Source organism: Halorubrum sp. CBA1229, assembly GCF_003721435.2.
Classification (GTDB): Archaea; Halobacteriota; Halobacteria; order Halobacteriales; family Haloferacaceae; genus Halorubrum.
Map to the genome: position 1 here is coordinate 22,687 of NZ_CP054585.1, position 12,229 is coordinate 34,915.

The 12,229-nt window shown below is 71.2% G+C and carries 13 protein-coding genes; 10 read left to right on the top strand and 3 right to left on the bottom strand.

All coding sequences use genetic code 11. From position 1 onward, the window contains the following. Nucleotides 1–4: 4 nt before the first annotated feature. Nucleotides 5–805, bottom strand: coding sequence for a formate/nitrite transporter family protein (locus tag Hrr1229_RS00105; RefSeq protein ID WP_123114772.1), 801 nt, complete (start codon nucleotides 803–805; stop codon nucleotides 5–7). Nucleotides 806–923: 118 nt separating this feature from the next. On the opposite strand from Hrr1229_RS00105, the gene mce reads away from it, so the two are divergent. Further along, nucleotides 924–1,310: a methylmalonyl-CoA epimerase gene (gene mce / locus Hrr1229_RS00110; protein WP_123114771.1), complete on the top strand. Its 387-nt coding sequence runs from the start codon at nucleotides 924–926 to the stop codon at nucleotides 1,308–1,310. A 58-nt stretch (nucleotides 1,311–1,368) separates the two neighbouring features. Here mce and Hrr1229_RS00115 read toward each other — a convergent pair whose 3' ends face one another. After that, on the bottom strand, nucleotides 1,369–3,525 hold the full coding sequence (locus tag Hrr1229_RS00115; RefSeq protein ID WP_123114770.1) for a S9 family peptidase: 2,157 nt from the start codon (nucleotides 3,523–3,525) through the stop codon (nucleotides 1,369–1,371). 139 nt (nucleotides 3,526–3,664) lie between these two features. Here Hrr1229_RS00115 and Hrr1229_RS00120 point away from each other — a divergent pair, with 139 nt between their 5' ends. The 9 genes from Hrr1229_RS00120 (at nucleotide 3,665) to Hrr1229_RS00160 (ending at nucleotide 11,369) form a co-directional block, all read left to right on the top strand. Then, the gene (locus Hrr1229_RS00120; protein WP_176329309.1) at nucleotides 3,665–4,384 is read left to right on the top strand and encodes a cyclase family protein; all 720 of its coding nucleotides are present in this window, start codon (nucleotides 3,665–3,667) and stop codon (nucleotides 4,382–4,384) included. Between the two features lie 113 nt (nucleotides 4,385–4,497). After that, nucleotides 4,498–4,779 (top strand): 50S ribosomal protein L44e, encoded by a 282-nt coding sequence (locus tag Hrr1229_RS00125; RefSeq protein WP_004595867.1) that lies wholly within the window; start codon nucleotides 4,498–4,500, stop codon nucleotides 4,777–4,779. Nucleotides 4,780–4,781: 2 nt separating this feature from the next. Beyond that, a complete protein-coding gene (locus tag Hrr1229_RS00130; protein ID WP_008004084.1) occupies nucleotides 4,782–4,955 on the top strand; it encodes a 30S ribosomal protein S27e in 174 nt (57 codons plus the stop codon). An 18-nt stretch (nucleotides 4,956–4,973) separates the two neighbouring features. Then, complete coding sequence (locus Hrr1229_RS00135; protein ID WP_123114768.1) at nucleotides 4,974–5,774, top strand: translation initiation factor IF-2 subunit alpha; 801 nt, start codon at nucleotides 4,974–4,976, stop codon at nucleotides 5,772–5,774. Between the two features lie 30 nt (nucleotides 5,775–5,804). Beyond that, nucleotides 5,805–5,990: an RNA-protein complex protein Nop10 gene (locus Hrr1229_RS00140; protein ID WP_123114767.1), complete on the top strand. Its 186-nt coding sequence runs from the start codon at nucleotides 5,805–5,807 to the stop codon at nucleotides 5,988–5,990. A gap of 83 nt (nucleotides 5,991–6,073) precedes the next feature. Next, nucleotides 6,074–6,826 (top strand): proteasome assembly chaperone family protein, encoded by a 753-nt coding sequence (locus Hrr1229_RS00145; RefSeq protein ID WP_123114766.1) that lies wholly within the window; start codon nucleotides 6,074–6,076, stop codon nucleotides 6,824–6,826. Between the two features lie 80 nt (nucleotides 6,827–6,906). Next, complete coding sequence (locus Hrr1229_RS00150; protein WP_123114765.1) at nucleotides 6,907–8,073, top strand: beta-ketoacyl synthase N-terminal-like domain-containing protein; 1,167 nt, start codon at nucleotides 6,907–6,909, stop codon at nucleotides 8,071–8,073. Continuing rightward, entirely contained in the window at nucleotides 8,070–8,546 is a 477-nt protein-coding gene (locus tag Hrr1229_RS00155) for an OB-fold domain-containing protein (RefSeq protein WP_123114764.1), read from the top strand. Before Hrr1229_RS00150 ends, Hrr1229_RS00155 begins: the two co-directional genes overlap by 4 nt. 84 nt (nucleotides 8,547–8,630) lie before the next feature. Further along, on the top strand, nucleotides 8,631–11,369 hold the full coding sequence (locus tag Hrr1229_RS00160; RefSeq protein ID WP_123114763.1) for a PAS domain S-box protein: 2,739 nt from the start codon (nucleotides 8,631–8,633) through the stop codon (nucleotides 11,367–11,369). Nucleotides 11,370–11,391: 22 nt separating this feature from the next. On the opposite strand, the gene Hrr1229_RS00165 is transcribed toward Hrr1229_RS00160, so the two are convergent. Beyond that, nucleotides 11,392–12,162 (bottom strand): VOC family protein, encoded by a 771-nt coding sequence (locus Hrr1229_RS00165; RefSeq protein ID WP_123114762.1) that lies wholly within the window; start codon nucleotides 12,160–12,162, stop codon nucleotides 11,392–11,394. Nucleotides 12,163–12,229 lie beyond the last annotated feature (67 nt).

Consider the following 12,229-nt stretch of genomic DNA (forward strand, 5'->3'; position numbering starts at 1 on the left):
GCGCTCAGTTCGCGCCGCGGACGACGTGGCCGTACTTCAGCAGCGCGACGAACACCGCGCCGCCGAAGGCGTTGCCGATCGTCGCCAGCACGAGGAACCCGGCGTAGTCGGACAGCGAGATGGCGTCCGAGACGATCAGCCCGAACAGCACCTCGACGTTGCCCGCGATCGAGTGCGGGAGGTGAAGGAGCCCGATCGTGCCGGCGACGATCAGCACGAGGAGGATTCGGGCGGTCGTGTCCTGTGCCGCCGCCACGAGCCACGCCAGCAGCCCCATCAGCCACCCGGCGAAGACCCCGCCGACGAACAGCCACGGGAGGTCGTGGTCGACGAGCTTCAGGGCGATGGTCTCGAACGACTTGGGGTCGACCACGCCGAGCTCCGGCATCAACAGGGTCACGAGCAGGGTGAACAGCAGGCCGCCGACGAGGTTCCCGACGTACACCAGCCCCCAGAGCCGGCCCAACTGTTTGAACGACGCCTGTCCGTCGAGCACCGGGATCACGGCCAGCGTCGTGTGCTCGGTGAACAGCTCTGAACGGCCCAGGATGACGAACATGAACCCGATGGAGTAGACGCTCGCCAGCAGCAGCTCGGTCCCGAGGTCGCCGAAGCTCCCCGGCGAGAGCGTTAAGATCACCGCCATCATCAGCGGGCCGAAGCCGATGTCGAGCCCCGCCGACAGCCCGGAGAGCAGCAGTCCGGAGCGCTCCCGCTGCATCTCGTGGAGCGCGCTCTCGAGCAGCGAGCCGAGGATGTTCCGCGACGTCATCTGCTCCGTCGAGTCGGTCTGTGAGTCGCTCACTGGTGGAGTCGCCCGCCACTACTCGGGGCCAGTACCCAAGCCTTTGGATCCCGGCGGGCCCGGGGGGAATCGGAACCGGCTCGGTCGTTATAAGACAGCGGGGGCCGATCCGAGACGCATGCGATTCGATCACGTCGGTGTCGCGACGCGCGACGCCGCCGATCTCGCCGAGCTGTTCGACGGCCTGCTCGACGCACCGGTCGCCCACGACGAGACGTTCGACGGGATGGAGGTCGTCTTCCTCGAACTCGACGGCGGCGGTTACTTCGAGCTGTTAGAGCCCGACGACGGCGGCGCGATCGCCGACTACCTCGACCGGGAGGGATCGGGGATCCACCACGTCGCGCTCGCGACCGACGACCTCCCGGCGGCGCTGGACCGCGCCCGCGACCTCGGTGTCGATCTCATCGACGAGGAGCCGCGCCCCGGCGCGTGGGGCCACGAGGTCGCCTTCTGCCACCCGCGCTCGACGGGCGGGGTGCTCGTGGAGTTCGTCGAGCACTGAGGGCGGCGAGTCGCGCTCCGCGGTCGCGGGTCGCTCGTCCGACCCGACAGCCCGTGGCTCAGTCCTCTTCCGCGGCCGCGGGGTCGTGCGTCTCGTACCAGCCGAGGATCTTCTCTAGCCGGTGGATCGCCCGGTCCGGGTCGCCGATGTCGTGGTGCTCGTCCGGGTAGACGACGAGCTCGGCGTCGACGCCCTGCTTCCGGGCCGCGACGTACAGCTGCTCGGACTGCGAGGGCGGGCACCGCCAGTCCTCCCCGCCGGCCATCACGAGCAGCGGCGTCTCGATGTTCCCGGCGTCGAGGACGGCCGTCGAGGCGTCGTACGCCTCCGGGTTCTCCCACGGGAGGCCGTACTCCGCCTCGAACCACGTGTGCGTGTCGTCGGTGCCGAACGCCGACCGGAGGTCGTAGATGCCGTGTTCCGGCGCGGCGGCCGCGAAGAGGTCGGGCTCCCGCGTGACGAGGAACCCCTGCGCGATCCCCCCGTACGAGAAGCCGTGCCCGAACACGCGGTCGGGGTCGACCCAGCCGCGGTCGACGAGCGACGCGACGCCCGCGGCGATATCGTCGACCTCGGCGGTCCCCCACGCGCCGGTCAGCTGGGCGGTGAACTCCCGGCCGCGGGAGGTGCCGCCCCGGTAGTTCGGACGGAAGACGAGGTACCCGCGGCTCGTTAACGCGGCGTGCGCGAAGCTGAACACGGGCTCGTCGTACGACATCGGCCCGCCGTGGATCGCCACCACGAGCGGGTGGTCGCCGTCGGCCGGGTCGGCGTCCGGGTCGTGGTAGACGACGCCGTCGAGCGTCCAACCGTCCGACTCCCACTCGACGCGTGTCGCCTCCGGTACCGAGAACTCCTCGATCAGGGAGTCGTTGACGGCCGTGAGCCGGCGGAGCGAGTTCGCTTCCGTCTCCGAGCCGAGGTCGGCGACGTCGACCGCGTACAGGTCGGTCCCGTCGGTCGGGTCCGAGAGCACCGCCACCGCCGTCGAGCCGTCCGCGGCGACGTCGAAGCCGGCCAGCGCGCGGTCGCGCCCCTGCGCCGCGAACACGCGCTCGGCGGTCCCGTCGGTCTCCACCCGGACGAGCCGCGTGTGGCTCTCGTCGGCGATCGGGACGTAGATCGCTCCGTCGACCCAGACCGGCTCGCCACCGCGCGCGACCGTCCGGTCGAGGTCGGCCGTGAGGGAGGCGACGCCGTCGCCCGCCTCGCCCTCGTCTCTCTTACCGTCGTCCCTCCCGCCGCCGACGAGGTACACCTCGGCCGGCGCGGGCGGGTCGTCCGGGTCGCCCGCGACGGACGCCAGCTCGTCGCGTCCCGGGCGCCACGTCGGGACGCCGTGAGAGAGCTCGCCGCCGGTGAGCCGCTCGGCGTCGCCGCCCGCGGGCGACACCGCGTACACGTCGCGGACGGTGGTGTCGTCGGGCCGGTCGAGCCGGCAGGAGGTGAACGCGATCCGGTCGCCCTCGCCCCAGTGGGGGTCCATCCCGGCGATGTCCTGGAAGGCGCCGCCGCCGTACGCGTCGTCGAGGCGTCGCGGGTCGCTCTCGGGGTCGTCGAGGTCGACGACGAAGAGGTACGGCGTCACGTCGTCGGTCCAGCCGACGCCGTTCACCTTGTGCTGGAGCCGGGTCGTCTCGATCGGACCGCCCTCCTCGCGCACCTGATCGAGGTAGTCGGACTCCTCGTCGGTCGGGTCGCGCGACTCGATCACCAGCCGGTCGCCACCGGGCGACCAGTCGAAGTCGGCGACGCCCTCGTCGCGCTCCGTGACCTGTCGGGCGTCGCCGCCCAACGCGAGGTCGAACAGCCACACCTGGGGCTTGGGCTCGTCGTCGCCGGCGGGCGCGTCCCCGTCCTCGGCGTCGTCGTCTCCCCCGTTCTCGTCGTCCGCCGCTTCCGCCTCATCCCCGTCGCCCTCCTCGTCTCGGTCCCGCCACCCGACGCGTCGCTCGACGTCGCGGTCGCGGGCGGCCACGAAGGCGAGGCGGTCGCCGTCGGGCCCCCACGCCGGCGCGGAGGCGCCGGGCGCGCTCGTCAGCCGGTGCGGCTCGCGGGAGTCGTCGGTCGGGACGACGAAGAGGGAGTCGACCGCCTCGTCGGCGGCCTGATCGTACTCGGTCGCGGTGAAGGCGACGCGGTCGCCGGACGGGGAGAGGGAGACCTCGCCGATCTGCGTCAGGTCGTAGTAGGCGTCGAGCGGCAGCGCTGACATGGGCGCACCGAACGGCGGCCGGAGGAAATACGTTCGGGCCGCGGAGGTCGGCCGGGCCACGGAAGTCGGGCCGACCGCGGCGGGCGGCGGAGTCCGCTCGCCCGTCGTTTTTAAGCGGCGGCGCGCTCCACCGGCGCACGTGTTCCGCGACCTCTCCCGCCCGATCGAGACGGGGATGCCGACCTACCCCGACGACCCCGAGGTGACGCTCGCGCCCGACGCGACCCACGAGGCCGACGGCTACGCGACGAGCGAGCTCCGGACCGGGACCCACGCCGGGACCCACGTCGACGCGCCCCGGCACACGCTCTCCGAGGGGGAGACGATCGACGAGATCGATCCGGGCCGGTTCGCGTTCGACGCCCGCCTCGTGGACCTCCGGCCGCTGGCGCCGCGGGAGGCGATCACGGCCGAGGCGCTGGCGGGGGCGGTCGGGGAGGGAGCGGGCGCGGCCGACGGCGACTCGGCGGAGGCCGACTCCACGGTCGACCTTCTCGTCTGCCGTACCGGCTGGGCCGCTCGCTGGGGGACCGAGCGCTACCGCGACCACCCGTACCTGACCGAGACCGCTGCGACGTGGTGTCGAGAGCGAGGCGTCGGCGTCGGGCTCGACGCGTTCGGGCCGGACCCGACGCCGGCCGCGGACGGGTCGCTTCCGACGGACGACTCACCCCCGACGAACGACGAGCCTGACGGCACGCCCGCTCACGACGCCCTTTTAAATGGCGGCCTGCCGATCGTCGAGAACCTCCGCGGGCTCGCCGGGCTGCCGGCGCGGTTCCGGCTGTACGCGTTCCCGCTCCGCCTGCGCGGCGGGGACGGGTCGCCGGTGCGGGCCGTCGCGGAGTGGGAGGAGTGATCGGGCGAACCGCGGCGGGGTCGCGGACGCTCCGCGCGCCCGATCGCCGGCCGGGAGACAGACCAAACCCGTTTTAAGCGTCGGCGACGAACCGCGACTCAAGGTCGATATCCATGGAGATGCCACGTCGTTTCAACACGTACTGTCCACACTGTGACTCGCACCACGAGCACGAAGTGGAGAAGGTTCGATCGGGTCGGGCGACCGGAATGAAGCGAGACGCGCGCCAGCGGCGCCGCGCGCTCGCGACCATCGGCAACGCCGGCGGGTACTCGAAGGTGCCCGGGGGCGACAAGCCGACGAAGAAGACCCACCTGAAGTACCGCTGCGGCGACTGCGGCAAGGCCCACATGCGCGAGGGATGGCGCGCCGGCCGACTCACCTTCCAGGAGTAAGCATGGCGGGAAGCTTCCACCGCGTCGCCTGCGGCGACTGCGAGAACGAACAGGTCGTCTTCGGCAAGGCCTCCTCCGTGGTGTCGTGCGCGGTCTGCGGCACGACGCTCGCGACCCCGACCGGCGGGGAGGCCGAGCTCCACGGCGAGATCGTCGAAACCGTTGAGGCGCGGTAACCGCCTCACCAACCCCGTATGAAGTACAGCGGCTGGCCCGAACCCGGCGAGCTGGTGGTCGGCGACGTCGACGAGATCGCCGACTTCGGCGTCTTCGTCGACCTCGACGAGTACGAGGACAAGCGCGGCCTCTGCCACATCAGCGAGGTCGCCTCCGGCTGGATCAAGAACGTCCGCGACCACGTCCGCGAGGGGCAGACGGTCGTCGCGAAGGTGCTCGAGGTCGACGAGTCCGCGAACCAGATCGACCTGTCGATCAAAGACGTCAACGAGCACCAGCGGAAGGACAAGATACAGGCCTGGAAGAACTCGCAGAAGGCCGACAACTGGATGCTCATCGCGCTGGGCGAGGACGTCGACGACGACCGGTACACCGAGGTCGCCAACGCGCTCCTCGCCGAGTACGACTCGCTGTACGACGCCTTCGAGGCGGCGGCGATAAGCGGCGACGAGGCCCTGGACGGGGTCGACGTCGACGACGACGCACGCGAGGCGATCGTCGAGGCCGCCCGCGACAACGTCTCGGTGCCGTACGTCGACGTGACCGGCTACGTCGACCTCGAGTCCGCGGCCCCCGACGGCGTCGACGACGTGAAGGCGGCGCTGGAGGCCGCCGAGGGCGACGGCGATATCCCGGACGGCGTCGACCTCGAGGTCGGCTACGTCGGCTCGCCCGAGTACCGGATCAAGGTCCGCGCGCCCGACTACAAGACGGCCGAGGACCAGCTGGAGACCGCCGCGGCCCGCGCCCGAAAGGCGATCGAGGACGCCGGCGGCGTCGGCGAGTTCCACCGCGAGCGCCGCGAGGACGACGAGTAGTCGCTCCGACCGACGACTCTTTGTATACCCGTGAAATCCGACATCCGCGTCTGCACGAACTGGGAGACGGCTCACGACCGCCCGGTGTACACGCTCGGCGACAGCTGTCCCGAGTGCGACGGCCCGACCGCGAACAGCGCGCCCGCGCCGTTCAGCCCCGAGGATCCCTACGGCGAGTACCGGCGGCGCGCGCGGCGCCGCGGGGCGTCCGAGTAACACCGGTTCCGCGCCGACGTCGAGTCCCGCCCACAACGCCGGAATAGCCACCCTCTTGTGACCGCCGCCCGGACGGATGCGACATGGACGACATCGAGATCGACGAGGTGGCGACGCCGGAGCTCGACGACCCGGTGCTCATCGAGGGGCTCCCGGGCGTCGGCCACGTGGGGAAGCTGGCGGCGGAACACCTCCTCGAGGAGTTCGACGGCGAGTTAGTCCGCCGCGTGTACACGACGGAGTTCCCGCCGCAGGTGAGCGTCGACGGCGACGGGGTCGCGGAGCTGACCTGCGCCGAGTTCCACGCCGTCGAGACCGACGGCGCCGACCTGCTCGTGTTGACCGGCGACCACCAGGCCGGCTCGAACGCGGGGCACTACACGCTCACGACCACGTTCCTCGATATCGCCGAGGAGTTCGGCGCGACGCGGGCGTACGCGCTCGGCGGGGTTCCCACCGGGGAGCTCGTCGAGGAGTACACCGTGCTCGGCGCGGTCTCCGACGCGGACCTCATCGACGGACTGACGGAGGCCGGCGTCGAGTTCCGCCCCGACGAGCCCGCCGGCGGCATCGTCGGCGTCTCCGGGCTGGTGCTCGGGCTCGGCGGGCGCCGCGGCTTCGACGCCGCCTGTCTGATGGGCGAGACGAGCGGCTACCTCGTCGACCCCAAGAGCGCCCGCGCGGTGCTGGAGGTGCTCGAAGCGGTCCTCGACTTCTCCGTCGACTACGAGAGCTTAGAGGACCGCGCCGAGGAGATGGAAGAGGTCGTCGGCAAGATCCGCGAGATGCAGGACGGCCCCGCGGTGCCGGACGACGACCTGCGGTACATCGGGTAGGAGCCGGTTCGGCCGATTTTTAAACGGGAACGACCGCGCGTTCCGGCAAGGCTAAATCGGACCCGAATAATCGTTCGTTTATGACCGACGCACGCGTCGCCGGAGTCGGGCTCACGCGCTTCGGGAGCCACGAGGACCGCGCGGGACGCGACCTCTTCGCGACGGCAGCGGAGCGCGCGTTCGAGGACGCCGGCGTCCCGCGAGGGGACGTCGAGGAACTGAACTACGGGAACTTCATGGGCGCGCTCGCCGAGCACCAGGGCCACCAGGCGCCGCTGATGGCCGAGGCCGCCGGCGTGCGCTGCCCCGCGACCCGGTACGAGTCGGCGTGCGCCTCCGCGGGCGTCGCGGTCCGCGAGGCCGTCCGGACCGTCGCCGCGGGCGACGCCGACGTCGTCCTCGCGGGCGGGATGGAGCGCATGACGAACCTGCCGACCGCCGAGGTGACGGAGGGGCTCGCGATGGCCGCCGACGACCTGTTCGAGGTGCGGTCGGGCGTCACGTTCCCCGGCGCGTACGCGCTGATGGCGACCGCCTACTTCGACGCGTACGGCGGGGAGCGCCGGGACCTGGCCCATATTGCGTCGAAGAACCACGCGAACGCGCTCCCGAACGAGTACGCCCAGTTCCGCCGGGAGGTGTCCGTCGACGAGGCGATGGACGCGCCGCCGGTCGCCGAGCCGCTCCACCTCTACGACGCCTGCCCGATCACCGACGGCGCGAGCGCGCTCGTGATCGTCTCCGCGGAGTACGCCGCGGAACACGACGTGGACGCCCCCGTCGCGGTGACGGGGACCGGACAGGGGACCGACCGAATGGCGCTCGGCGACCGCGAGTACCTCGCGCGCACGCCGGCCGCCGACGACGCCGCCGAGGCGGCCTACGCGGCCGCCGGCGTGGGACCGGACGACGTCGACGTCGCGGAGGTCCACGACTGCTTCACCATCGCCGAGGTGCTCGCCACGGAGTCGCTCGGGCTCTTCGAGGTCGGCGAGGGGATCGCCGCCGCGCGCGAGGGGGTCACGACCGCCGACGGCGACCTCCCGGTGAACCTCTCGGGCGGCCTGAAGGCGAAGGGGCACCCGGTCGGCGCGACCGGGGGCTCGCAGATCGCCGAGCTGACGCGGCTGCTCCGCGGCGACCATCCGAACAGCGAGCACGTCCCCGACGCCGACGTGGGCGTCGCGCACAACGCCGGCGGGACCGTCGCCAGCGCGGTCGTCCACGTGCTGGAGGTGGCGGAATGAGCGACGACGGCGCGGCGGAGAACGGTGGCGGCGCGGAGAGCGACGGCGGAGACGCGGACGCTACCGGGGCCGCGCCGACGCCGGTCACCGACGCCGACTACGACGAGTGGCTCGACGCGGTCGCGGCTGGCGAGGGCTACGCGCTCGTCTGTCCGGAGGGGCACGGGTCGCTCCCGCCGCGGCGGCGCTGCCCGGAGTGCGGGTCGACCCCGCTCTCGCGGGAACCCTTCGCCGAGACCGGCCGCGTGGAGACGTTCAGCGTCGTCCACGTCCCCTCGCCGCGGTTCGCGGACGACGCCCCGTACGTCACCGCCGTCGCCGACCTCGGCCCGGTCCGGACGAGCGGGGTCCTGCGCGGCGTCGACCCCGAGGGCGACGCGGTCGAGGTCGGGCTGTCGGTCGAGGTCGGCGTCGAGGAGCGGGCGACCGACGGGGAGCCGCTGGTGGTGTTCCGCCCGGTCGACGGCGAGTGAGGGCGCTCGGTCGCCCGTCCGGGGGACCGACGTTTCCGCTGCCCGACCAAATGGTTAAACGGCGGTCACCTGTAGTCGTGTCCAATGAGCGACCGGATCCGCGTCCTCCACGCCGACGACGACCCAGATCTCGCCGAAGTGACGAGATCGTTTCTCGAACGCGAGGACGAGCGGATCGACGTCGAAACCGTCCCGAACGCGACCGAGGGACTGGAGCGGATCGAGGCGGGCGGGTTCGACTGCGTCGTCTCCGATCACGACATGCCCGGACCGAACGGGATCGAGTTCTTACAGCGCGTCCGGGAGCGCGACCCTGACCTCCCCTTTATCCTGTACACCGGAAAGGGGTCGGAGACGGTCGCCAGCGAGGCGATCTCCGCCGGGGTGACGGATTACCTCCAGAAGGGCGGCGGCACCGAGCAGTACGAGATCCTCGCGAACCGGATCGCCGACGCCGTGATGAAGCGCCGCGCCGAGCGCGAGGCCGAGCGGACCCGGACCCACCTCCGCGCGATCACCGACAACTCGATGGACGCGATCGTCACCATCGACGAGGAGAGCACGGTCCAGTTCGCGAACCCCGCCGTGGAGCGGCTGTTCGGCTACGCGCCCGACGAGCTGGAGGGCGAGTCGCTGACGAAACTGATGCCCGACCGGAAGTCGGCGGAGCACACCGCGGCGCTCGAACGATACGTCTCCGGCGGCGACCCGAAGACGGACTGGTCGGCCGTCGAGTTCCCGGGCCGGCACCGCGACGGCCACGAGGTGCCCCTGTCGATCTCCTTCGGCGAGTTCGAGGAGGACGGCGAGCGCCGGTTCGTCGGGATCATCCGTGACGTGACGGAGCGCGAGCGGCATCGCGCGTTTCTCGAGCGCTCCAACGACATCGTCATGGCGCTCGACGCGGACGGGACGTTTCAGTACGTCAGCCCGTCCGCCGAGTCGCTGCTCGGCTTCGAGTCGGCGGAGCTCCTCGGCGAGAACGCGTTCGCGTACGTCCACCCGGACGACCGTGACCGGGTCCGCGAGGGGTTCCGGAAGTCGGTCACCGGCGACACGGAGAATCCGACGATCGAGCACCGGCTGGAGCGCGCCGACGGCGACTACTTGTGGGTGGAGTCGGTCGGCAGCAACAGGCTCGACGACCGCGGGATCGACGGGTACGTGATCAACACGCGGGACGTCTCCGACCGGAAGCGGCGCGAGGAGAAGCTGGCCCGCCTCCGCGAGTGGACGCAGGATCTCAACTACGCCCGGACGGTCGACGAGACGACGCAGCTGGCGGTCGACGCCGCGGCGGCGATCGTCGGAGGGGGGCTGAGCGGGGTCCACTTGGAGAACGAGGCGGGGGACGCGCTCGAACCGGCCGCGCTCGCCGAGTCCGTCCCGATGTTCTTCGACGAGCAGCCCTCGTACGACCGGGACGCGCCGCCGGGGTCGCGCGCGGCTCTCGTGTGGGAGGCGTACCGCGGCGGCGAGCCCATCGCCGTCGACCAGCTCTCGACTTGGGACCAGCTCGGCGAGGAGACGCCCGCGGAGAGCCTGGTACTCCACCCGATCGAGGGCCACGGGGTGTTCGTCATCTCCGCGTCGACGGCCAACGCGTTCACCGACACGGACGTCCTCATCGCCCAGATACTGGCGAACCACTTGGAGGCCGCCCTCGACCGCGTCGCCCGCGAGACCAGCCTCGAACGGCTCCACGACGCGACGCGGAGCCTGATCCGCGCGGACTCGCGGGAGGAGATCGCCGAGCAGATCGTCGACGCCGCGGCGGAGGTGCTCGGCTTCTCGATCACCACCGTCCGGCTCTACGACGAGGACGCCGGCGGGCTGGTCCCGGTCGCCGTCTCGGAGGCGGTCGAGGGGACGCTCCCCGAGCGACCGGTGTTCACGCCGGACAGCGGGAGCCTCAACTGGGCCGCCTACGAGGCGGGCGAGGTCCGGGTGTACGACGACATCGAGACCGTCGACGCCGTCGACAAGGGGACCGGACTCAGGAGCCTGCTGATCCTCCCGGCCGGCGAGTACGGAACGATATCGATCGGCGAGACCGAGCCGGGCGTGTTCGACGGGACCGACGAGTTCCTCGCGCGCATCCTCGCGACCGCCGCGGAGACGGCGTTCCAGTCCGAGGCGAAGACCGAGCGGCTCCACCGGCGGAGCGACGAGCTAGAGCGGCAGAACGACCGGTTAGAGGAGTTCGCCAGCGTCGTCTCGCACGACCTCCGCAACCCGCTCAACGTGGCGGAGGGACGGGTCGAGCTGGCCCGAGACGACTGCGACACGCCGCATCTCGACATCGCTGCCCGGGCCCACGAGCGGATGGAGACCCTGATCGACGACCTGCTCACGCTCGCCCGAGAGGGAGAGCGGGTGAACGAGACGCGTCCGGTCGAACTCGCGTCGGTCGTCGAGTCCTGCTGGCTGAACGTCGACACCGCGAACGCGACGCTCGCCGTCGAGAGCGACCTGACGCTGCAGGCCGACGAGAGCCGGCTGCAACAGCTGATGGAGAACCTGATACGCAACGCGATCGATCACGGCGGCAACGGCGTCAGCGTCGCGGTCGGCGATCTCGACGACGGCGAGGGGTTCTTCGTCGCGGACGACGGCCCCGGGATCGACCCCGACGAGCAGGCAGCCGTGTTCGACGCGGGCTACTCGACCTCGGAGGGGGGTACGGGGTTCGGACTGCGGATCGTCGAGCAGGTGGCGACCGCTCACGGCTGGGAGGTGCGGGTGACAAACGATCCCGACCTGGGGGGCGCCCGGTTCGAGGTGAGCGGCGTCGAGGTCGCGGAGCGAGCGGTCGAAGAGTGAGCGGCGGTCGCGACGCCGCGGTCTACTCCCGGACGAGCAGTTCGACCTCGTGGCCGTCCTGGTCCTTCGTGAACGCGTAGTTGTGGTCGCACGACTCGGGGTCGCGGTAGTCCGGCGCCTCGCGGGTCATCAGCTTCTCCCACGCCTCGTCGAGGTCGTCGACGCGGACGCAGAGGTGGCCCCAGCCGTCGCCCATCGTGTACTCGCGGCCGTCGTAGTTGTAGGTGAGCTCCAGCTTCATCGCCTCCTTCGGGGCGTCCTCGGGGGCCATGAAGTAGTTCGAGAACGTGTCCGCCTCCCAGCGGCCACTCGGCTGCTCCGTGTACTCGAACTTGCGGGTCCAGTAGCCGAGCGCCTCGTCGGCGTCCTCGACGCGGATCATCGTGTGGTCGATGCTCCACTTCTCGCCGTAGTCGCGCTTGACGATCTCGATCTCGTGGCCGTCGGGATCTTTCACGAACGCGTAGCGGTTCCCGCAGGACTCGGGGTCGCGGTAGTCCTCGACGCCCTCCGCCATCAGCTGGTCGTACGACTCCTGGAGGGCGTCCTCGGGGACGCGCACGGCGATGTGGCCCCACGCGTCGCCGATCTCGTACGTGTGGTCGCCGTGGTTGTAAGTGAGCTCCAAGAGCGCGCCGTCCTCGTGGACGTCCTCGGGGCCGAGGTAGACGTTGGTGAACGTGTCCGCCTCCCAGCGGCCCTTCTCCTCGTAGTCGAGGTGCGTCTGGTACCAGTCGAGGCTCTCCTCTAAGTCCTCGACGCGGATCATCGTGTGGTCGAAGGTTCCGTCCATACGCGAAACATCGGCCGCTCGCCTCAAAAGCGTACTGAAGGGGGCACGGGCGACCGAGAGCGCGTCT